This is a genomic window from Micromonospora sp. R311 (assembly GCF_056780015.1).
On the sequence record NZ_JBSWCE010000052.1, the window covers coordinates 14439 to 35413 of the forward strand.

Annotated in this window: 17 protein-coding genes and 1 pseudogene; 13 read left to right on the forward strand and 5 right to left on the reverse strand. The window is 74.3% G+C overall.

From position 1 onward, the window contains the following. The first annotated feature begins 162 nt into the window (after nt 1-162). Nucleotides 163-2670, forward strand: a complete 2508-nt coding sequence (locus tag AC1WTP_RS31035; protein ID WP_481652790.1) for a RelA/SpoT family protein — start codon at nt 163-165, stop codon at nt 2668-2670. Between the two features lie 191 nt (nt 2671-2861). On the opposite strand, the gene AC1WTP_RS31040 is transcribed toward AC1WTP_RS31035, so the two are convergent. Together AC1WTP_RS31040 and AC1WTP_RS31045 are read right to left on the reverse strand one after the other, a co-directional pair. Continuing rightward, nucleotides 2862-3698, reverse strand: coding sequence for a peptidylprolyl isomerase (locus AC1WTP_RS31040; RefSeq protein WP_481652791.1), 837 nt, complete (start codon nt 3696-3698; stop codon nt 2862-2864). 61 nt (nt 3699-3759) lie between these two features. After that, nucleotides 3760-4656, reverse strand: a complete 897-nt coding sequence (locus tag AC1WTP_RS31045) for a peptidylprolyl isomerase (protein WP_481652792.1) — start codon at nt 4654-4656, stop codon at nt 3760-3762. 259 nt (nt 4657-4915) lie between these two features. On the opposite strand from AC1WTP_RS31045, the gene AC1WTP_RS31050 reads away from it, so the two are divergent. The 3 genes from AC1WTP_RS31050 to AC1WTP_RS31060 all read left to right on the forward strand — a co-directional run bounded on the left by AC1WTP_RS31050 (nt 4916) and on the right by AC1WTP_RS31060 (nt 8034). Beyond that, complete coding sequence (locus AC1WTP_RS31050) at nt 4916-5635, forward strand: MBL fold metallo-hydrolase (protein WP_481652793.1); 720 nt, start codon at nt 4916-4918, stop codon at nt 5633-5635. A gap of 65 nt (nt 5636-5700) precedes the next feature. Beyond that, entirely contained in the window at nt 5701-7029 is a 1329-nt protein-coding gene (gene hisS / locus AC1WTP_RS31055; protein ID WP_481652794.1) for a histidine--tRNA ligase, read from the forward strand. A 69-nt stretch (nt 7030-7098) separates the two neighbouring features. Continuing rightward, on the forward strand, nt 7099-8034 hold the full coding sequence (locus AC1WTP_RS31060) for an acyl-ACP desaturase (protein ID WP_481652795.1): 936 nt from the start codon (nt 7099-7101) through the stop codon (nt 8032-8034). A 155-nt stretch (nt 8035-8189) separates the two neighbouring features. Here the strand turns inward: AC1WTP_RS31060 and AC1WTP_RS31065 are convergent, their stop codons facing one another. After that, complete coding sequence (locus tag AC1WTP_RS31065; RefSeq protein ID WP_481652796.1) at nt 8190-8699, reverse strand: PaaI family thioesterase; 510 nt, start codon at nt 8697-8699, stop codon at nt 8190-8192. A 56-nt stretch (nt 8700-8755) separates the two neighbouring features. Between AC1WTP_RS31065 and AC1WTP_RS31070 the strand changes: the two genes are divergently transcribed. Beyond that, nucleotides 8756-9232 (forward strand): winged helix-turn-helix transcriptional regulator, encoded by a 477-nt coding sequence (locus AC1WTP_RS31070; RefSeq protein ID WP_481652797.1) that lies wholly within the window; start codon nt 8756-8758, stop codon nt 9230-9232. A gap of 60 nt (nt 9233-9292) precedes the next feature. Here AC1WTP_RS31070 and AC1WTP_RS31075 read toward each other — a convergent pair whose 3' ends face one another. Further along, nucleotides 9293-10162 carry a GDSL-type esterase/lipase family protein gene (locus tag AC1WTP_RS31075; RefSeq protein ID WP_481652798.1) on the reverse strand — a complete coding sequence of 290 codons (870 nt, stop codon included), beginning with the start codon at nt 10160-10162 and terminating at the stop codon, nt 9293-9295. A 222-nt stretch (nt 10163-10384) separates the two neighbouring features. Between AC1WTP_RS31075 and AC1WTP_RS31080 the strand changes: the two genes are divergently transcribed. From AC1WTP_RS31080 to AC1WTP_RS31100, 5 genes are all read left to right on the forward strand, one after another. Then, nucleotides 10385-11434, forward strand: a complete 1050-nt coding sequence (locus tag AC1WTP_RS31080) for a S1 family peptidase (RefSeq protein ID WP_481652799.1) — start codon at nt 10385-10387, stop codon at nt 11432-11434. Between the two features lie 217 nt (nt 11435-11651). Then, nucleotides 11652-13475, forward strand: coding sequence for an aspartate--tRNA ligase (aspS, locus tag AC1WTP_RS31085; protein ID WP_481652800.1), 1824 nt, complete (start codon nt 11652-11654; stop codon nt 13473-13475). A gap of 108 nt (nt 13476-13583) precedes the next feature. Beyond that, on the forward strand, nt 13584-14396 hold the full coding sequence (locus tag AC1WTP_RS31090) for an SDR family oxidoreductase (RefSeq protein WP_481652801.1): 813 nt from the start codon (nt 13584-13586) through the stop codon (nt 14394-14396). 239 nt (nt 14397-14635) lie between these two features. Continuing rightward, complete coding sequence (locus tag AC1WTP_RS31095; RefSeq protein WP_481652802.1) at nt 14636-15235, forward strand: ArsR/SmtB family transcription factor; 600 nt, start codon at nt 14636-14638, stop codon at nt 15233-15235. Further along, nucleotides 15232-16587, forward strand: a complete 1356-nt coding sequence (locus AC1WTP_RS31100; protein WP_481652803.1) for an MFS transporter — start codon at nt 15232-15234, stop codon at nt 16585-16587. The genes AC1WTP_RS31095 and AC1WTP_RS31100 overlap by 4 nt, the downstream gene beginning before the upstream one ends. A gap of 255 nt (nt 16588-16842) precedes the next feature. Here the strand turns inward: AC1WTP_RS31100 and AC1WTP_RS31105 are convergent, their stop codons facing one another. Beyond that, nucleotides 16843-17580 (reverse strand): GNAT family N-acetyltransferase, encoded by a 738-nt coding sequence (locus AC1WTP_RS31105; protein ID WP_481652804.1) that lies wholly within the window; start codon nt 17578-17580, stop codon nt 16843-16845. Between the two features lie 145 nt (nt 17581-17725). Between AC1WTP_RS31105 and AC1WTP_RS31110 the strand changes: the two genes are divergently transcribed. From AC1WTP_RS31110 to AC1WTP_RS31120, 3 genes and pseudogenes are all read left to right on the forward strand, one after another. Further along, nucleotides 17726-17938 carry a hypothetical protein gene (locus AC1WTP_RS31110; protein ID WP_481652805.1) on the forward strand — a complete coding sequence of 71 codons (213 nt, stop codon included), beginning with the start codon at nt 17726-17728 and terminating at the stop codon, nt 17936-17938. Between the two features lie 73 nt (nt 17939-18011). Further along, a complete protein-coding gene (locus tag AC1WTP_RS31115; protein ID WP_481652806.1) occupies nt 18012-19571 on the forward strand; it encodes a replication-associated recombination protein A in 1560 nt (519 codons plus the stop codon). Continuing rightward, nucleotides 19568-20975, forward strand: a pseudogene (locus AC1WTP_RS31120) (hypothetical protein); the annotation flags it as partial. The gene AC1WTP_RS31115 and the pseudogene AC1WTP_RS31120, both read left to right, overlap by 4 nt.

Here is a 20975-nt window from a genome sequence, read left to right on the forward strand (position 1 = left end):
GCCGTCGGACGGACCCGGCGCGGTCCGTCCGGCGGAGCGGCGGGGCACCGTGCGTGCGGGTAGCATTGCCCTTTGCTGACCGGGCGGTGACCGTCCGGGCGGCGCGAGACCAGGCCGGCCGGCGCACGGTCGGTGTCCATCCGGCGAGCGGTGAGGAGGCCGGTGTCCCACGATGTCGTCCCTCCGGTGGAGGGCACGGTGCACCCGACAGGCGACGCGGACGGCTCGGTGACCGACCGGAACGGTGACGCTGCGGCCCGGGTGACGGGCTCTGGCAACGGCTCCGGCCCGGCCGAGGGCGTACGCTCCGGCGCGGCCCGGACCGAGAGCGCCCGGTCGGGGGCGGACGCGGTCGTGGTCCCGTTCCCGACCGACGCCGGCGAGCCCCTGCCGAGTGCCGGGTTCGCGCTCTCCAACGCGCCCACCGGCCGCCGGGTGCGGGCCCGGTTGGCCCGGTTCAACGCGCCCTGGCAGACCTCGCAGGTCAGCGAGGTGCTGGAGCCGCTGATCTCCACCCACCGGGAGAACCACCCGAAGGCCGACGCGCGGCTGCTGCAGCGCGCCTTCGACACCGCGGCGCGGTGGCACTCCGGGCAGTACCGCAAGTCGGGCGACCCGTACATCACCCACCCCCTCGCGGTGGCGACCATCCTGGCCAACCTCGGGATGGACACCACCACGCTGGTCGCGGCGCTGCTGCACGACACCATCGAGGACACCGCGTACACCCTCGACCAGATGCGGGCCGACTTCGGCGGCGAGGTCGCGCTGTTGGTCGACGGCGTCACCAAGCTCGACAAGGTCAAGCTGGGCGACGCGGCCAAGGCCGAGACGATCCGCAAGATGGTCGTGGCGATGGCCAAGGACCCGCGGGTCCTGGTGATCAAGCTGGCCGACCGGCTGCACAACATGCGCACCCTGACCTTCCTGCCCCGCCCCAAGCAGGAGCAGAAGGCCAAGGAGACGCTGGAGATCCTCGCCCCGCTGGCCCACCGGCTGGGTATGAACACGATCAAGTGGGAGCTGGAGGATCTCGCCTTCGGCACGCTCTTCCCCAAGCGGTACGAGGAGATCAACCGCCTGATCGGGGAGCACCAGCCGCAGCGCGAGGCGCTGCTGCGCCAGGTCACCCAGAAGGTGCAGACCGACCTCAAGGCCGCCAAGATCAAGGCGGAGACCACCGGCCGGCCGAAGCACCTCTACTCGATCTACCAGAAGATGATCGTGCGGGGGCGCGACTTCAACGACATCTACGACCTGGTCGGGGTGCGGATCCTGGTCGATACGGTGCGGGACTGCTACGCGGCGTTGGGCGTGATCCACGCGAACTGGCAGCCGGTGCCGGGCCGGTTCAAGGACTACATCGCGATGCCCAAGTTCAACATGTACCAGTCGCTGCACACGACGGTCATCGGGCCCACCGGCAAGCCGGTGGAGATGCAGATCCGCACGTACGCGATGCACCGCACCGCCGAGTTCGGCATCGCCGCGCACTGGAAGTACAAGGAGCACAAGGGCACCCAGATCGTCGGCCCGCCGGCGCACATCGACGAGATGACCTGGCTGCGCCAGCTGCTGGACTGGCAGCGGGAGGCGGCCGACCCGAGCGAGTTCCTCGACGCGCTGCGCTTCGACCTGTCCAGCCAGGAGGTGTACGTCTTCACCCCGAAGGGTGACGTCATCCCGCTGCCGACCGGGTCGACGCCGGTGGACTTCGCGTACGCGGTGCACACCGAGGTGGGGCACAAGTGCATCGGGGCGCGGGTCAACGGCAAGCTGGTGCCGCTGGAGTCGACGCTCTCCAACGGCGACGTGATCGAGATCTTCACCTCGAAGTCCGACACCGCCGGCCCGACGCAGGACTGGCTGGGCTTCGTCAAGAGCCCCCGGGCGCGGACGAAGATCCGCCAGTACTTCAACAAGGAGCGGCGCGAGGAGGCGATCGAGGCCGGCAAGGACGCGATCGTCAAGGCGATGCGCAAGCAGGGCATGCCGTTGCAGCGGATGCTCACCCCGGACGCGCTGATGTCGATCGCCCGGGACCTGCACCTCGCCGACGTCGCCTCGCTCTACGCCGCGGTCGGCGACAGCCAGGTCTCCGCCCAGTCGGTGGTGCAGAAGCTGATGGCCGCGTACGGCGGCGAGGAGGGCGCGGCGGAGGACATCGCCGAGACCGCGGTCGCCACCCGGCCGCCGCGCAGCCGGCAGAGCAGCGCCGACCCGGGCGTGGTGGTCCGCGGTGTGAGCGACGTCTGGATCAAGCTGGCGCGGTGCTGCACCCCGGTCCCGCCGGACTCGGTCTTCGGCTTCGTCACCCGCTCCGGCGGGGTGAGCGTGCACCGCGACGACTGCGCCAACGCGGAGGACCTGCGGGCGCAGAGCGAGCGGGTGGTCGAGGTGAGCTGGAAGCTGACCTCCGCCTCGACGTTCCTGGTCGCCATCCAGGTCGAGGCGCTGGACCGGCACAAGCTGCTCGCCGACGTCACCCGGGTGCTCTCCGACGAGCGGGTCAACATCCTCTCCGCCACCGTCACCACCACCCGGGACCGGGTCGCGGTGAGCCGGTTCAGCTTCGAGATGGCCGACCCGAAGCACCTCGGGCACCTGCTGGCCGCGGTCCGCAAGGTCGACGGCGTCTTCGACGCCTACCGCGTAACCTCCGGCGCCTGACCCCACCCCCCACCGACCAGCGCCCCACCCCGTCACCCGCGTTGATCATGAGGTTGGCGGCAGTGGTGGAGATCGACATCGCCGCCAACCTCATATCAACTGTGCGGTGGGGCGGGGCGGGGGAGGGACGAGGAGACGGAAGCGCCCGCCGGCGGGAGCCGGCGGGCGCTTCTTCGTGCGGGAGGGCGGGGTCAGCCCTGGGGGGCGCTCATGGCGAGCTTCTTGATGGTGATCTCCTTCTTCGGGTGACCACCGCCGGCCTGCTGGGCGAACGCCTTGTCGTCGCCGGCCGCCGCGACCTGCTTGACGATGTCCATGCCGCCGGTGATGGTGCCGAGGACGGTGTAGTTCGGGTCCAGCGGCGAGTCGCCGTAGACGATGAAGAACTGGCTGCCCGTGCTGCCCGGCTGGCCGGAGTTGGCCATCGCGATCACGCCCTCCGGGTACGGGGGACGCTTGTCGGTGGGCAGGTTCTCCTCGGCGAGCCGGTAGCTCGGGCCGCCGGTGCCGTCGGTCTCCCGCCAGCCCTTGCCGGTCGCGCTCGGGTCACCGCACTGGAGCACCTTGATGCCCTCGGTCACCAGCCGGTGGCACTTGGTGTTGTCGAAGAAGTTCTTCTCGGCCAGGTGGGTGAAGCTGCCCGCCGTGCAGGGCACCGCGGCCCGGTCGACCTTGGCGGTGATCGGACCCAGGTTGGTGTCGATCGTCATGGTCTGCACGCCGGTGTTCGACTGCTGCGCCGCCGGCAGCCCGACGTCCTTGATCTGCTTGGTCCGCTGGTCGGCCGGGACCTCCGTGAAGGCGCACTGCGCGAAGCCGGCCTCCGGCGCCGCGGTGTCGGTCTTGTCGTCGTCACCCAGGCTGGCGGCGAGCCAGACCGTCCCGGCGACCACGAGCAGCAGGGCTGCCGCGGCCCCCACGATCGCCTGCGTCTGCCGGCGCTTGCGGGCCTTCGCCGCGCGCTCGGCCATCTCCTTCTCGAGCCGGGCGCGGGCCGCCGCGCGCTGCCGCTCTCTGGTGGACGTCACGGCTGGATCCTCCTGGACTATGTCGGGCGCGGCCGGTGCCGCTCAAGTGGGTGGGGCCGGGTCAGCCGGCGCTCGGGCTGGCCGACGGAGCGCCGGTCGCCGAGGGCGTCGCCGTCGGCGCCGAGGTGGCCTGCGCCACCGGCTCGCCGACGGTGAGGCTCTGGATCACCACGTCGGTCTTCGGCTTGACCTTGGCTCCGCTCCCATTGTCCACGGTCTCCAGGGCGCCGATCTTCTCCACCACGTCGATCCCGCCGGTGATCCGGCCGATGATCGGGAACTTCGGGTCGGTGGTCTGGTAGTCCTTGAAGAAGATCAGGAACTGGCTGCCGTTGGCGCCCGGCGGGTTGGCGATCATCGCGACCGTGCCCTTCGGGTACGCCGGGGGCTGGCCCGGCGCCGGGCTGGCCGACGGGGAGGCCGACGGAACGGTCGGCACGTTCTCGTCGTAGAACGAGTAGGTCGGCCCGCCCAGACCGGTGCCGCTGGGGTCGCCACAGCGCAGCGCGCCCTCGGCGGTGATCTCGTGGCACGTGGTGTTGTCGTAGAACGACCGGCCCGCCAGGTGGGCGATGCTGGCCGCGGCACACGGCGCGGTGGCGAGGTCGAGCTCGGCCGTGATCGGCGCGCCCTGGTTGGTGGTGACGGTCATCGCCCGGACGCCGGAGGTGGGCAGGCCGGTGGTGGCCGGGGTGCCCACGTCCTTGAGGTTGGTGTTGGCCGTGGCGTCCTGCGGGGTCCAGAGGCAGACCTCCTCGGCGGCGGTGTTCTGCTTCCCGTCGTCGTCGAACGCGCCCAACGCCCAGGCCGAGCCGGCCACGATCAGCAGGAGGACGACGGCGGCGCCCACCCCGGCCTGGATCTGCCGGCGGCGCCGGACCCGCGCGGCCCGCCGGGCCAACTGACGGTCGAGCTTGGCCCGCGCCAGTTTGCGCTGCCGGTCCCTGCTGGAAGCCACCCGTGCTCCCCTTCCTCTGCCCTGGTCGTCACCGGCGATCGGGCGGCCCGCGCCCCGTCGGGCGGTACGTGCGCCGCGCCACACGCCCGCCAGAGTGTACGGCTACCGACTGGGAAAGTGGTGTACGAGGTCCGGGCTGCGCTTATCGGAGCGCGTCACTGTGCCGTACGGGGCCGGCGGGACGGATGCGCAGAACCGGGTCGCGTCGCCGGTTAGGCTGCTGACAAGGGATGTACAGCTCGACGGAAGGGGAGCGCCCGTGCTCGTGGCCGGCTTTCCCGCGGACGCCTTCGGCACCAACTGCTACGTGGTCGCCACCGCGCCCGGGGAACAGTGCGTGGTGGTCGACCCCGGGATCGGGGTGCTCGACCGGCTCGACGCGCTGCTGGCCGAGCACCGCCTGCACCCGGCCGCCGTGCTGCTCACCCACGGCCACCTCGACCACACCTTCTCGGTGGCGCCGGTGTGCGGTGCGCGCGGCATCACCGCGTACCTGCACCCGGACGACCGGGAGATGCTCGCCGACCCGGCCAAGGGGCTGTCGGCCGACCTCACCGCGCTCTTCGGCGGGCGGCTGCCCTACAGCGAGCCGGAGGACGTCGCGGAGCTGACCGACGGGCTCACCCTGAACCTCGCCGGGCTGGAGATCACCGTCGACCACGCCCCGGGCCATACCGGCGGGTCGGTGCTGTTCCGGTTGCCGGGCGCCGGCTCGCCGTGGGAGGCGGAGCAGCTCTGCCTCTCCGGGGACGTGCTGTTCGCCGGCTCGATCGGCCGCACCGACCTGCCGGGCGGCGACCTGCCGGCGATGCTCGCCAGCCTGCGGAGCAAGATCCTCCCGCTGGCCGACGACACCGTCGTGCTGCCCGGCCACGGCCCCACGACCACCATCGGCCGCGAGCGCGCGACCAACCCGTACCTCCTCGAGGTGGCGGACGGCGACGGCGCGCGACCGGCTGCTCCCAGCCGAGGCTGGTGACCCCCGCCCGCGTCACGCGGGCCCACGACCTGACCGCGCCCCGCGCGGACCGCCAAGGAGTACGCATGAGTAAGCCCACGCCCATCTCCGGCTTCCCGGAGTGGACGCCGCCGCAGCGGATGATCGAGCAGTACGTGCTGGACCGGATCCGCGGCACCTTCGAGCTGTACGGGTTCGCCCCGCTGGAGACCCGCGCGGTGGAGCCGCTGGACCAGTTGCTGCGCAAGGGGGAGACCTCCAAGGAGGTCTACCTGATCCGCCGGTTGCAGGCCGAGGCCGACGGCCCGGCCGGCGACGACTCGCTCGGGTTGCACTTCGACCTGACCGTGCCGTTCGCCCGGTACGTGCTGGAGAACGCCGGCAAGCTGCAGTTCCCGTTCCGCCGCTACCAGATCCAGAAGGTGTGGCGGGGCGAGCGGCCGCAGGAGGGGCGCTACCGGGAGTTCCTCCAGGCCGACATCGACATCGTCGACCGGGACAACCTCGCGGCGCACCACGAGGCGGAGATGCCGCTGGTCGTCGGCGACGCGCTGCGCTCGCTGCCGATCCCGCCGGTGAAGATCCAGGTCAACAACCGCAAGGTGTGCGAGGGCTTCTACCGAGGGATCGGCCTCACCGACCCGGAGGCGGCGCTGCGCGCGGTGGACAAGCTCGACAAGATCGGCCCGAACCGGGTCGCCGAGCTGCTGGCCGAGACGGCCGGGGCGAGCGAGGCGCAGGCCAAGGCGGTCCTGGCGCTGGCCGAGATCTCCGCGCCGGACGCCTCCTTCGCCGACGCGGTGCGCGCCCTCGGGGTCACCGACCCGCTGCTCGACGAGGGGATCGAGGAGCTGGTCCGGGTGGTGGAGACCGCCGCCGAGCACGCCCCCGGCCTCTGCGTGGCCGACCTGCGGATCGCCCGCGGCCTGGACTACTACACCGGCACGGTCTACGAGACGCAGCTGGTCGGCTACGAGCGGTTCGGCTCGATCTGCTCCGGCGGCCGGTACGACAACCTGGCCAGCGCCGGCGCGGTCCGGTTCCCCGGGGTGGGCATCTCGATCGGGGTGACCCGGCTGCTCGGCCTGCTCTTCGGCGCGGGCGCGCTGTCGGTGTCGCGGGACGTGCCGACCTGCGTGCTGGTCGCGGTGACCAGCGAGGAGCAGCGCGGGGTCAGCAACCGGGTGGCCGAGGCGCTGCGGTCCCGGGGCGTCCCGACCGAGGTGTCGCCGAGCGCGGCGAAGTTCGGCAAGCAGATCCGCTACGCCGAGCGGCGCGGCATCCCGTACGTCTGGTTCCCCGGTGCCGACGGGGCGGCCGACGAGGTGAAGGACATCCGCTCCGGCGAGCAGGCGCCCGCCGCTGCGGGCACCTGGACGCCACCTCCGGCGGACCTGAAACCGCTGGTCGGCTGAGACACCACTGGCGCGTCCGGCCGCGGGGACCTACGGTAGCGTAAGTTACGCCACCGTAGGGAGATCCTTGTGACCGCACTGAGCCAGACCGCCCTGCTCGTCGAGCTGGAGCCGGTGGTCGAGCGCAACCTCGACCGGCACCTCTCGATGGCGAAGGAGTGGTTCCCGCACGAGTACGTGCCGTGGAGCGAGGGACGCACCTTCGACGGCCCGCTGGGCGGCCAGCCGTGGTCCGAGGCCGACTCGAGCGTCCCCGAGGTGGCCCGGACGGCGCTGATCGTCAACCTGCTCACCGAGGACAACCTGCCCTCGTACCACCACGAGATCGCCACCCTTTTCGGGCGCGACGGCGCCTGGGGCACCTGGGTGCACCGGTGGACGGCCGAGGAGGGGCGGCACGGCACGGCCATCCGGGACTACCTGACGGTGACCCGGGCGGTCGACCCGGTCGCGCTGGAGCGGGCCCGGATGACGCACATGTCGGCGGGTTACGTCAACGTGCACGACGACGAGGTGCTGCACTCGCTGGCGTACGTGTCGTTCCAGGAGCTGGCCACCCGGATCTCGCACCGCAACACCGGCCGGGTCACCGGCGACCCGGCCTGCGAGGCGCTGCTGGCCCGGGTCGCCGCCGACGAGAACCTGCACATGGTCTTCTACCGCAACCTGCTGGCCGCCGCCTTCGAGCTGGCGCCCAGCCAGGCGATGCGGGCGGTCGCGGACGTGGTGGCCGACTTCCAGATGCCCGGCGTCGGGATCGAGGGCTTCGCCCGCAAGTCGGTGGCGATCGCCCTCGCCGGCATCTACGACCTGCGCCAGCACCGCGACGAGGTGCTGCTGCCGGTGCTGCGGCAGTGGGACGTCTGGAACACCACCGGCCTGGACGCCGACGGCGAGGCCGCCCGCGAGCAGCTCGCCCGCCAGCTCGACGACCTGGAGCGCGCCGCCGCCCGGTTCGAGGAGAAGCGCGACGCCCGCCGGGCCCGGCTCGCCGCCACCCGCTGACCGTCCCGTCCCGCCGCCCCCCGGCACTCCGGGCGCGGCCGTCGCTGGCTCTCTCGACGACGGCCGCGCCCGAAGCGGTCCCTGCCCCCCCGGCGAAACGCGCATTCCGCGCGTACCGAGGGCCGAAGTGCCAGCTCGGCGGGACCGGGTGGGGGTCAGTCGGGGGAGTCGAGGGGGAAGATGAGGCAGGTGGAGGTGGCGTGGGCGACCAGGCGGGCCCGGGCGTCGAAGAGCCTCGCCTCGGCGAGCGCGGTGCGCCGGCCGCGTTGCAGCGCGCTGCCCTCGCAGCGCAGGGTGCCGGAGTCCACGGTGACCGGACGGAGGAACTTCACGTTCAGGTCCAGCGAGGTGTAGCCGACACCGGCCGGCAGCGTGGTGTGCACCGAGCAGCCCGCGGCGGTGTCCAGCAGGGTGGAGATGACCCCGCCGTGCACGGTGCCGAGCGGGTTGTAGTGGAACTCCTGCGGGACCATCTCGACCGCGACCCGGCCCTCGTCGGCCTCCATCCGGGCCATGTCGAGCAGGTGCATCACCGGCGGCGCGGCCAGCTCGCCGTCGATCATCGCGCGGAGCAGCTCCAGGCCGCCGCGCCGGCCGAGGTGCGCGGCGCTGAGGCCCGGGTCGGACCAGGAGAAGGTGCGGCTGCGACCCTGCGTCTGTGTCATGGACTCAGCCTGGCAGCCCGTTGCTGAGTCTGTCAATCAGACCTAGCCTTGGGGGCATGAGACCCCCCGCACTGGACTGGTCGGTGGAGAACTGCACCATCGCCCGGGCGATGGCCGTCCTCGGCGAGAGGTGGACCCTGGTGGTGCTCCGCGAGGTGTTCAACGGGGTGCGCCGCTTCGACGACATGCGGGTCCGCACCGGGATCCCCCGGCAGGTGCTCACCAACCGGCTGGCCACCCTGGTCGACGAGGGGGTGCTGCGCAGGGAGCCGTACCGGGAGCCGGGCACCCGGGCGCGCCACGAGTACCGGCTGACCGAGAAGGGGCTCGACCTCTGGCCGGTGCTGGTCGCCGTGCTCGGCTGGGGGGACCGCCACCTGGCCGACCCGGACGGCTCGCCGTTGAGCGTCGGGCACCGGGACTGCGGCGGCGAGGTGCACGTCGAGCTGCGCTGCGAGCGGGGGCACCCGGTGACCGCGGTGCGCGACGTGGTGCCGCGGCCCGGCCCGGGGGCGCGCAGGCGGGTCGACTGATCCACCGCGCGCGGCGGCGCGCGGACGGGGGGCGTCCCGCCCGCGCGCCGCGGTCGGTCGTTACCAGCGGAAACCGGCGGCGTACGAGACGCTCGCCAGCACCTGCTGGCCGCTGGTGTTCGGGTGGAAGTAGTCCCAGCCGGAGAGCTGGCTCAGGGTGAACGGGTAGTTGAAGACGGCGTTGCCGTCGAAGAGGCAGTTGGCGCCGTACGCCGCGCAGGCCTGGGCCAGCTGGGTGTTGTAGTCGACCACCCGCTGCCGGACCCGGGCCCGCCGGTCCACGTCCGCCTGCGCGGTCGAGGTCGGGTTGGCCAACATGGACTGGCAGATGCCGAAGAGCGACCAGGCGGAGCGGGCGCTGCCGCTGGTCCGGCCGACGGACCAGAGCCGGTGGATGTCGGGGACGCTGATCACCAGCACCCGGGCGGTGGGCAGGCCCGCCCTGATCCGGTTGAGCGCGGAGTCGATGTTCGCCCGGAAGGTGCTCACCGGGGTCATGCTCGACTCCGAGCTGGTGCAGGCGTCGTTCGCGCCGATCAGCATGGTGACGTAGCCGACGCCCTGGCTGACCGCGGTGCCGGCCTGCCCGTACATGTCGGCGGACTTCGCGCCGGAGCGGGCGTCGTTGTGGTTGCGGCCGCCGATCGCCGGGTTGACCGCGCGGATCCGCAGGTAGTGGCTGTTGACGCTGGAGTAGTCGCCGGTGCTGAACGACCGCGACGTGCAGTCGACGTACCAGCCGCAGGCGTTGAAGCCGCGGGTGATGGAGTCGCCGAGGCTCGCCATCGAGCTCGGCGGCGGGCCGGGGTCGGCCTGGGCGGCGGTGGGGGCGGCGGCGAGCAGGGTGACGGTGGCGGTGGCGCTGGCGAGGACGGCCAGCGCGCGACGGGTGAGGGACATGATGGCCTCCGGATCACGGGTGCCGGACATGCTGCGGTGGCCAGATCGTATAGATGACGCACTCTGTCCACAATGTTGCTCCGGTGTTACATCGGGGTGTCGGGTCAATACGGGCAAAGAGGGTCTTGCTCAGGATCTTAAACATGTGAATACTTCACTCAGTCCGGCCGGTTGCCCCAGATCGGCCGGCATCGTCCCCGGGTCCGCCGCCCCCGCGGCGCGCCCTGTCACCCCCTTCCGGGAGGTTGTTACATGCGACCCACGAGGTCATCCCTCCGCCGTGCCGCCACCGTGGCCGCGGCCGGAGCCCTGGTCGCCGGCTCGCTGCTCGGCGCCCCGGCCCAGGCGGCACCCGCGGCCGCCACCCCCGATGCCGCGGCCGGCCTGGCAGAACGTCTCGGCGACCGCTCCGCCGGCACGTACGCCGACGCCAGCGGCAGGATGGTCGTCACGGTGACCGACGCGGCCGCGGCCCGTCAGGTCCGGGCGGCCGGCGCCACCCCGAAGCTGGTCACCCGCGGCGCGACCGAGCTGGCCCGGGCCACCACCGAGCTGGAGAACAGCGCGAAGATCCCGGGCACCGCCTGGTGGACCGACCCGGCCACCAACCAGGTCGTGGTCTCCGTCGACAGCACCGTCACCGGCGCCAAGCTGGAGCGGGTCAAGGCCGCGGCCGCGCGCACCAACGGCGCGGTCCGGATCGAGGCCGAGGCCGGTGTGCTCAGCACCCGGATCTCCGGCGGCCAGGCCATCTACGCCGGCGGCGGCGGCCGCTGCTCGCTCGGCTTCAACGTCCGCAGCGGCAGCACCTACTACTTCCTGACCGCTGGGCACTGCACCAACATCTCGTCCAGCTGGTACAGCAACTCCGCGCAGACCAACCTGCTCGGCACCCGTGCCGGCAGCAGCTTCCCGGGCAACGACTACGGCATCGTGCGGCACAACAACTCCGCCAACGCGGCCGGCAACGTCTACCTCTACAACGGCAGCTACCGCGACATCACCGGCGCCGGCAACGCCTTCGTCGGCCAGTCGGTGCAGCGCTCCGGCAGCACCACCGGTCTGCGCAGCGGTTCGGTGACCGCGCTCAACGCCACGGTGAACTACGCCGAGGGCTCCGTCTCCGGCCTGATCCGCACCAACGTCTGCGCCGAGCCGGGCGACAGCGGCGGCTCGCTGTTCAGCGGCAGCACCGCCCTCGGCCTGACCTCCGGCGGCAGCGGCAACTGCCGCACCGGCGGCACCACCTACTTCCAGCCCGTCACCGAGGCGCTCAGCCGCTACGGCGTCAGCGTCTTCTGATCCCTCGCCTGACCGCGGGCCGCCGGAGCGATCCGGCGGCCCGCCCTCGTGGCGGCGGCGCCACCTCGCCGGCCGCCCGGGCGGCCGGCACCCGGTGCGTCGCGTCACCGGCCCTCCGGGCGAGGTCCACCAGGTGCCGCCCGGTGCCAGCCGCGGCCGGAGGAGCCTGACAGAATGCGGGGAGCAGACGTGTACCGCAGATGAGGAGACGCAAGTCGTGATCCGTACCCATGACGCCGGCAACCTGCGCGCGACGGACGCCGGCACCACGGTGACGCTCGCCGGGTGGGTCGCCCGCCGGCGCGACCACGGCGGTGTCATCTTCGTCGACCTGCGCGACGGCTCCGGCGTGGTCCAGGTGGTGTTCCGCGAGGAGGACGCGCACGCGCTGCGCAACGAGTTCTGCGTCCGGGTGACCGGCGAGGTGACCCGCCGCCCCGAGGGCAACGAGAACCCGGAGCTGCCCACCGGCGAGGTCGAGGTCACCGCCGTGGAGCTGGAGGTGCTCTCCGAGGCCGCGCCGCTGCCGCTGCCGGTCGACGACCAGGTCGAGGCCGGTGACGACGTCCGGCTGCGCTACCGCTACCTGGACCTGCGCCGCAGCGGCCCGGCCCGGGCGATGCGGCTGCGTTCGCGGGCCAACCAGCTGGCCCGCGCGGTGCTGCACGAGCGCGACTTCCTGGAGATCGAGACCCCGACGCTGACCCGCTCGACGCCCGAGGGCGCCCGCGACTTCCTGGTGCCGGTGCGCCTGCAGCCCGGCAGCTGGTACGCGCTGCCGCAGTCGCCGCAGCTGTTCAAGCAGCTGCTGATGGTCGGCGGCATGGAGCGGTACTACCAGATCGCCCGCTGCTACCGGGACGAGGACTTCCGCGCCGACCGGCAGCCGGAGTTCACCCAGCTCGACATCGAGATGTCCTTCGTCACCGAGGACGACGTGATCGACCTCGGCGAGGCGATCGTCGCCGCGCTCTGGTCCGACCTGGCCGGCCACGAGATCTCCCGGCCGATCCCGCGCATCACCTGGCACGACGCGATGGCCCGGTACGGCTCCGACAAGCCGGACCTGCGCTACGGCGTCGAGCTGACCGAGCTGACCGACTATCTGCGCGGCACCGGGTTCCGGGTCTTCGCCGGCGCGATCGACGCGGGCGGCTACGTCGGTGCGGTGGTGATGCCGGGCGGGGCCGGCCAGAGCCGCAAGGAGCTGGACGGCTGGCAGGACTGGGCCAAGGCGCGCGGCGCGCGCGGCCTGGCGTACGTGGTGCTGGACGCCGAGACCGGCGAGGCGCGCGGCCCGGTGGCGAAGAACCTCTCCGAGGCGCACCTGGCCGGGCTGGCCGACGCGGTCGGCGCCAAGCCCGGTGACGCGGTCTTCTTCGCCGCCAGCGCCAACACCCGGGAGGCGCAGGAGCTGCTCGGCGCGGCCCGGGTCGAGATCGCCAAGCGGGCCGGGCTGGTCGACGAGAGCGCCTGGGCGTTCTGCTGGGTGGTCGACGCGCCGATGTTCGAGCCGGCCTCCGCCCAGGAGAACGGCGCGGCGGGTGGTTGGACGGCTGTGCACCACCCCTTCACCTCGCCGAACGCGGACTGGGTGGACCGGTTCGAGGAGGCGCCGGACCGGGCCCTGGCGTACGCGTACGACATCGTCTGCAACGGCAACGAGATCGGTGGCGGCTCGATCCGTATCCACCGCGGCGACGTGCAGCGACGGGTCTTCGACCTGCTCGGCATCACTTCCGAGGAGGCGCAGGACAAGTTCGGCTTCCTGTTGGAGGCGTTCAAGTACGGCCCGCCGCCGCACGGCGGCATCGCGTTCGGCTGGGACCGGGTCTGCATGCTGCTCGCCGGGGCGGACTCGATCCGCGAGGTGATCGCGTTCCCGAAGACCCGGGGCGGGTTCGACCCGCTGACCGGGGCGCCCACCCCGATCACCGCCCAGCAGCGCGCCGAGGCCGGCATCGACGCCAAGCCGAAGCCGCAGGCCGCGCCGCACACCGGCACCGCCGGCCCCGCGGCTCCCGTCGCCGACCCCACCTGAGCGCCCCTGCCCAGGCCCCGCCTCATCCCCGTTGATCATGAATTTGGTGCGTCACTCCACGGCGTGCCACGACGCTGGCTTCCTGATCAACGCTGGGGGTGGGGCGGGATGAGGCTGCTCGTGGTCGGGGGTAGTGGCTTTCTGGGGGCGGAGGTGTGCCGGCGGGCGGTGGCCGCCGGGTGGTCGGTGGTGGGGACGTACCACTCGGGGTCCCTCGGTGTGGCGGGGGTCGAGGCGCGGCGGCTGGACGTGACCGACCGCGCCGCGGTGCGCGCGCTGGTCGCCGAGGTGCGCCCGGACGCCGTCGTCGGCACCCCCTACCGGTACGCCGACTGGGCGGTCACCGCCGACGGGGCGGCCCACATCGGGTGCGCCGCCGCCGAGGTGGGGGCGCGGCTGGTGCACCTGTCCAGCGACGCGCTGCACGGCGGCCGCCCCGAGCCGTACGCCGACGACGAGCCGCCCACGCCGGTGTTCCCGTACGGGGCGGCGAAGGCGGCGGCCGAGACGGCGGTGCGCGCGGTCCATCCCGGCGCGGCGCTGGTGCGCACCTCGCTGATCGTGGGGGAGGGGAGCAAGCAGATCCAGCTCTGCCGGGAGGCCCTCGCCGGCCGGGCGACCCTGTTCACCGACGAGAAGCGCTGCCCGGTCGACGTCACCGACCTGGCCGCCGCCGTGCTGGAACTCGTCGACACCGACTATGCCGGTCCGCTCAACGTGGCCGGCCCGGACGCGGTCAGCCGAGCGGAGCTCGGCCTGCTGGTCGCCGCGCGGTTCGGCCTGGACCCGACCGGGATGAAGACCGGCACCGGCGTCGCGTCCGGCCTGCTGCGCCCGACCGAGGTGCGCCTGGACTCGACCCGGGCCGCCGGCCTGCTGCGGACCCGGCTGCGGGGCGTCCGCGAACTCCTCGCCGCCTGACCGGTCGGGAGCGGAGCCGCCACCCCTCGGGGCGGGGTCCGGGGCCCGATCCGCTGCCCGGCCGATTCGACGATCGCGCTCGATCCGATGGGGCCGCCACCGCCGCTGAGGCTGCTCCTTCATGGATCGAGCGCGTTTTCGGCAGGGGCGGGCGTGTGACGCCGGGTCGGTCGCGCAACGTGCACAGATTCTGTGCATAACTCTTGTGCACAGAATCTGTGCACAGTTATTGTGCATACATGCCTGACACCCCCGACAGCGGTCGGCCGGCCCCGCGCGAGGTGCACCTCGACGCCCGGCAGGTCCGCGTGCTCGCCCATCCGCTGCGCATGCGGCTGCTCGGCACCCTGCGCGTCGACGGGCCCTCGACGGCGACCGCGCTGGCCGAGAAGCTCGACACCAACACCGGCGCGACCAGCTACCACCTGCGGCAGCTCGCCGACGTGGGGCTGGTGACCGAGGCTCCCGACCTGGGCAGCGGCCGCCAGCGGTGGTGGCGGGCGGCGCACGACATCAGCAACTTCGAGCCCACCGACTTCGACGACGACCCGGACGCCCGGGCGGCGGTGGAGTGGCTCCAGGCCGACCAGGTGCGGATCATGGCCGAGCAGGCCGAGCGGTGGATGACCGCGGCGCCGGGCTACTCCCGCCAGTGGCGGGACGCCGCGGGCATGGGCGACATGGTGCTGAAGCTCGGCCCTGCCCGGCTGCGGGCGCTCAACGACGAGCTGTGGCAGCTGCTGATGCGCTACCACGAAGAGCCGGTGCCCGACGAGCCGCACGCCCAGCTGGTGCACGTCTTCCTGGCCGCCTTCCCCCGGGTGGAGGAGAAGCGATGAGCGCGCTGTCCGTACGCCAGGTCCGGCGTCGCTTCCTGCTGCTGCACGGGCTGCGCTGGCTGCCCACCGGCCTGGTGATCCCGGTGATGATCCTGCTGATGCAGGAGCGCGGCCTGACGCTCTCCCAGATCGGCCTGGTCTCCGTCGCCCAAGGGCTGGTCGTGCTGGCCCTGGAGCTGCCCACCGGCGGGCTCGCCGACGCGCTCGGGCGCCGGCCGGTCCTGGTCGCCGCCTGGCTGGTCAACCTCGCCTCGCTCGCGCTCTTCGCGGTCGCCGACTCCTTCGCGCTCTTCTTTCTGGTCTGGGCGTTGCAGGGGATCTTCCGGGCGCTGGACAGCGGCCCGCTGGAGTCCTGGTACGTCGACGCCACCCTGGCCGCCGACCCGGACGCCACGTACGAGCCGGGCCTCGGCTACGCCGGCACCGTGATCGGCGTGGCGATCAGCGCCGGTGCGCTGCTCGGCGGCGGCCTGGTCGCGCTCGGCCCGCTCGGGCCGGTCAGCGCGCTCACCGTGCCGGTGCTGGCCGCGATCGCGCTCCAGGCGGTGGCCCTGATCGCCCTGCTGGTGCTGCTCCGCGAGGTGCGCCCGGGCAAGGGCACCGGGGCGCTGCGGGCGTCGGTCGCCGAGGCGCCCCGGATGGTGGGGCAGGCGTTCGGGCTGCTGCGCCGCTCCCGGGTGCTGCTCGCGCTGGTCGCCGTCGAGCTGTTCTGGGGTTTCGGCATGGTCACCTTCGAGTCTCTGCTCCCGGTCCGGCTCGCCGAGGTCGTCGGCGACCCTGACCGGGCCGCGGCGCTGCTCGGGCCGGCCAACTCGGCGGCCTGGCTGGCCGGGGCGGCCGGCGCCGCGCTCACCCCGCTGCTGCTGCGCTGGCTCGGGGCCGCGCCGAGCGCCGCGCTGCTGCGGATCGTCCAGGGCGTCACGGTGGTCGGGATGGGGCTCTTCGCCGGTCCGGTCGGGGTGCTGGTCGCCTACCTCGCCTGCTACACGGTGCACGGAGCGTCCAACCCGCTGCACATAGGGCTGCTGCACCGGCAGGTCGACGGTCCCTACCGGACGAGCGTGATCTCGCTCAACTCGATGATGGGTCAGCCCGGTTTCGCGATCGGCGCGATCGCGCTCACCGCGCTCGCGGACGCGGTCAGCGTCACCGCCGCCATGCTGGTCGGAGCGGTGGTGCTCGCCTTCGCCGCACCGCTCTACCTGCCCGCCTGGCGGGCCGGGCGCGGCGGCCCGCCGGCGCCCGGCGCCACGCCGGACACCCCCGACGCGGGCGGGCAGCCGGGCACGCCGCCGGGTGACGACCCGGCGGACCGGCGACCGGAGGTGGCCGCGCCGGCCCCCGGCGGCTGACCGGTCGCGGCGGGCAGCGCTCACGGCTCCCCGCCACCCCGGCGGGCGACCGGGTTCGCGCCCGACGGCACGCGCGACCGGGTTCGCGCCCGACGCACGCGCCGGGTCCGGTGATCATCTGCTGCCGAGCAGGTGCCGACCGGGTGATCGGCCCTCCCCGGCAGCAGACGATCATCGTCGCCGTGGGCCCGGTGCCGGGAACGGACGGCCCGAGGACCGGGGCCGCCGAGCCCGGCCCGGGTTACCGCCGGCGGCTCAGGCCAGGCGCACCGAGCTGCGGGCCAGCGTGCCGGTGAAGCCGAGCCGCCGGTAGAGCCGGACCGCCCCGACGTTCGCGGTGTAGACGCCGAGCGCCACGGTGTCGTGGTGGGCGAAGAGGGCGCGGGTCATGCCGGCGGTGAGCGCCGCGCCCAGGCCCCGGCCGCGTAGGCCGGGCGCGACGGTCAGGCCGGCGAGGAAGCCGATGTCGCCCCGGCTGCGGTCCGCCCCGCAGGCGACCAGCCGGTCGCCGTCGCGGATGCCGTACCAGTCGACCACCCGCGGGTCGCCCGGGCGCGAGGTGGTGGTGGGGAAGGCCGCGTCGATCAGCTCGGTGAGCGCCGGGTGGTCGGCCGCGGTCAGCCGCTCCACCCGTTCCTCGCCGGGCTGCGGCGGTGGCGGCGTCGCGGTCCACCGGAAGTCCCACTCGTCGTGCCGGTCCACGTCGAGCCGCCCGTCCAGCGTCGCCGGGTCGAGCCGGGGCAGGTGCAGCCACTGGCCGGGCGCGAGCGCCCCGGCGGCGGCCAGTCCGGCGGCCACCTGGACCGCCGCTTCGGCGGCGCCGAGCCCGCCCCCGGCCGGGCCCTGCCCGGCGAGCAGCCAGACCAGGGCGCCGTCGCGCCGCCAGCCGCGCGGCCGCCCGCCGCGCCAGAGCGCGTGCCGGGCGTACGGGTGGTGATCGGCGGCCGCCAGGATGGCGTCCCGCCCCTCCAGGACCTGGTCGGCGATGATCATGTGCCCAGCGTAGAGCCCCGGCGGAGGTCGTGGCGGCGAGGTCCGGGACACCGGCGACCAGGCCGGTCCACGGTGGAGATTGGCGCGCGGACCGATTGGGTACATCCCGCCCGACCTACTGGGACCCCCCTACCGGAGGAACGACATGCTCGCCATTCTCGCGGCCATCGTTTTCGGCTTCGCCCTGCTGATCGACCTGCTGAACACCAACTTCGGCGCGCCGGACCTGTTCAACTGGAACACTCTCGTGCTCATCGGCCTGCTGCTGCTCTCCCTCTACCTCGCCGGGGTCGGCAGCGGCCCGCGCGGCGCGGGTGGCGGGCGCTGGTACCGAGGCCGGCGACCGGGCCGGGGCTGACCGGAACCGATCACCAAGGCCCGGCCGCGGCGCGATTCCGGCGTCGTCGGCCGGGCCCGGTACTGTTCTCGTGATGGAGTCCGACGCCCTCTTTTCCCTCGGTGAACCCGCCGGAGCGCCCAGCGCCCCCGCGGGTTCCGGTGGTGTCGACGGCTTCACCGCGGTGGCGGCGGATTCGCCCCTGCCCGTCCGGATGCGCCCGGCCAGCCTGGACGAGTTGGTCGGGCAGGACCACCTGCTCGCCCCGGGCGCCCCACTGCGGCAACTCGTCTCCGGCGGCGCGCCGATGTCGGTCATCCTGTGGGGGCCGCCGGGCAGCGGCAAGACCACCATCGCGCACCTGGTCGCCCAGGCCACCGACCGTCGCTTCGTCGCCATGTCGGCGCTCTCCGCCGGTGTCAAGGACGTCCGCGCGGTGATCGACACGGCCCGCCGCCAGCGCCGCTCGGGCGGCCCGCAGACCGTGCTCTTCATCGACGAGGTGCACCGGTTCAGCAAGACCCAGCAGGACTCGCTGCTCGCCGCGGTCGAGGACCGCACCGTCACGCTGCTCGCGGCGACCACCGAGAACCCGTACTTCTCGGTCATCTCGCCGCTGCTGTCCCGGTGCGTGCTGCTCACCCTGCAGCCGCTGGACGACGTGGCGGTGCGCGGCCTGCTGCGCCGCGCGGTCGCCGACCAGCGGGGCCTGGCCGGCGCGCTCACCCTGGAGGCCGAGGCGGAGGACCACCTCGTCCGGCTGGCCGGCGGCGACGTCCGCAAGGCGCTCACCGCGCTGGAGGCGGCCGCCGCCTCCGCCACGGCGCTCGGCACCGGCCGGATCGACCTGACCACCGCCGAGCAGGCGGTCGACGTGGCGGCGGTCCGCTACGACCGGGCCGGCGACGCGCACTACGACGTCACCAGCGCGTTCATCAAGAGCATGCGGGGCTCGGACGTGGACGCCGCGCTGCACTGGCTGGCCCGGATGCTGGTGGCCGGGGAGGACGCCCGGTTCATCGCCCGCCGACTGGTCATCTTCGCCAGCGAGGACGTGGGGATGGCCGACCCGAGCGCGTTGAGCGTGGCCACCGCGGCGGCGCACGCCGTGGAGTACGTCGGCCTGCCGGAGGCCCAGCTCAACCTCGCCCAGGCGGTGATCCACCTGGCCACCGCGCCGAAGTCGAACTCGGCCACCACCGCGATCGGCGCGGCGATCGCCGACGTGCGGGCCGGTCGGGGCGGGCCGGTGCCGCGCGGGCTGCGCGACGCGCACTACGCCGGCGCCAAGGGGCTCGGGCACGGCACCGGCTACCGCTATCCGCACGACGACCAGCGCGGCGTGGTCACCCAGCAGTACGTGCCGGACGCCCTCGTCGGCACCGACTACTACCAGCCCAGCCAGCACGGCGCCGAGCGGGCGGTGGCCACCCGGCTGCCGCTGCTGCGGCGCATCGTCCGGGGCCTGCCGACGCCGGCCGCTCCGGAGCAGGCGCGGCCGGAGGGTCCGGTGCCGGAGGCGGCCGGCAACAGCACGCGACCGGTGGCGCCGGTCGGGGGGGACGGGTCGGACAACGGCCGTCGGTCGACGGGCCCGGGCGCCGGCGCGGCACAGGTTGGCGGCAGGAACGCCGCCGGGGAGGGTCAGCAGTGAGATCGCGTGGTTCGGAGCGACCGGAGGACGGCCCGGACGAGCGGCGCGATTCCCGCGCCAAGGGTCGCCGCTGGGGCCGGGGCAAGGCGGAGGCCGAGCCGGAGGAGCCGATCAGCGGCGAGGAGTTCGGCTGGATCGACGACCTGCGTACCGCCAAGCAGCAGCGCGGCGAGCTGGGCCCCGGCGGGGGCACGCCGGAGCCGGCCGCGCCCGCGCGCCCCGACGCCCCGGTGCCACCCGGTCCGGACGCCCCGCCGGCCCGACGCGGCCCGGCGGGCGGCCCGGCCGCGGCGCCGCCACCGCGTCGCGGTGACGCGGAGCCGCCCCGGTCCCGGCCGGTCGACGGCCCGTGGCCCGGGGCGGCCGAGCCACCCCGTCCCGGCAACCCGGCGGCACCGGTCGCCGGTCCCGCCGCCCCGGCCGGCCCACCCGGTCGGCAGGGCCCGCCGCCGGCCGCCGGCTGGCCGCCGCCCGGCGCCGAGCGACGCGGCCGACCCGTCTCCGGCGGACCGACCGGACCCGTCTCCGGGGGACCGACCGGACCCGTCTCCGGGGCACCGGCCGGGCCGGTCTCCGGCGCGCCCGGCGGCGCGCCCCGCCAGCCGGCCGGCCGAGGGTCGGTCCCGGTCGAGCCGGCCCGCCGGCCGGCCACCGGTGGTCCCGACGCCGGTCGCCGACCCGCACCGGGCGGGCCGGACCCGCTCCCGGGCGGTGGCCCCGGGGCGGCCGGTCCGCGCCGCGCGAGCGTGGACGGGCCGCCGCGGGTGGTGGACCCGACCGATCCCGGTCGCCCCGGCGGCGCGACCGCCGGCCGGGCCGGCGTGCCCGCGCCCGGCGCGGCACAGCCCCCGGCCGGTGGCCCGCGCCCCGGTTCCGCCGAGCGCGATCCGCGGGCCGCGCGGATGCGGCGCGGCCCGGCCGAGCCCGGCCTGCCCGCCGACCCGACCGGACGGCCGCCGCGCGCGGACGGCCCGACCGCTCCCGGCGCCGCGGTGCCCCCCGGCGTCGACCCGACGCCCGCCCGCGGTCGCGGTGCCGGCCCCCGCCCGGGTTCCGGCGCCGGGCGTCGCCGTGCCGCGGTACCCGACGATCCGCCGGTACCCGGTACCGGGGGCGCCCCCTCGGTGCCGGCGGCCGGCAACCCACCGCCGGTGCCGATGACGGGGAACGCCCCGCCGGTGCCGGGGGCACCCGCCGCCGACGCGGCGTCGCCCGCCGGCCCCCGTGCCCGGCGCCCCCTGCCCGGTTCGCCGGCCGTGGGTCGCCGGGCGGCCGTGGACCAGCTGACGGAGGCCGAGTCGCCGGTTCGTGGGCGGCGGGCGGCGGAGGAGGCCGAGTCGCCGGTTCGTGGGCGGCGGGCGGCGGAGGAGGCCGAGTCGCCGGTTCGTGGGCGGCGGGCGGCGG

Excerpts from the sequence above, each read along its gene's own strand:
- AC1WTP_RS31110 (WP_481652805.1), top strand. The coding sequence starts at position 17,726 with ATGCTCGCCATTCTCGCGGCCATCGTTTTCGGCTTCGCCCTGCTGATC.
- AC1WTP_RS31105 (WP_481652804.1), bottom strand. The coding sequence starts at position 17,580 with ATGATCATCGCCGACCAGGTCCTGGAGGGGCGGGACGCCATCCTGGCG.
- AC1WTP_RS31095 (WP_481652802.1), top strand. The coding sequence starts at position 14,636 with ATGCCTGACACCCCCGACAGCGGTCGGCCGGCCCCGCGCGAGGTGCAC.
- AC1WTP_RS31065 (WP_481652796.1), bottom strand. The coding sequence starts at position 8,699 with ATGACACAGACGCAGGGTCGCAGCCGCACCTTCTCCTGGTCCGACCCG.
- AC1WTP_RS31090 (WP_481652801.1), top strand. The coding sequence starts at position 13,584 with ATGAGGCTGCTCGTGGTCGGGGGTAGTGGCTTTCTGGGGGCGGAGGTG.
- AC1WTP_RS31080 (WP_481652799.1), top strand. The coding sequence starts at position 10,385 with ATGCGACCCACGAGGTCATCCCTCCGCCGTGCCGCCACCGTGGCCGCG.
- AC1WTP_RS31100 (WP_481652803.1), top strand. The coding sequence starts at position 15,232 with ATGAGCGCGCTGTCCGTACGCCAGGTCCGGCGTCGCTTCCTGCTGCTG.
- AC1WTP_RS31070 (WP_481652797.1), top strand. The coding sequence starts at position 8,756 with ATGAGACCCCCCGCACTGGACTGGTCGGTGGAGAACTGCACCATCGCC.
- AC1WTP_RS31075 (WP_481652798.1), bottom strand. The coding sequence starts at position 10,162 with ATGTCCGGCACCCGTGATCCGGAGGCCATCATGTCCCTCACCCGTCGC.
- AC1WTP_RS31115 (WP_481652806.1), top strand. The coding sequence starts at position 18,012 with ATGGAGTCCGACGCCCTCTTTTCCCTCGGTGAACCCGCCGGAGCGCCC.
- hisS (WP_481652794.1), top strand. The coding sequence starts at position 5,701 with ATGAGTAAGCCCACGCCCATCTCCGGCTTCCCGGAGTGGACGCCGCCG.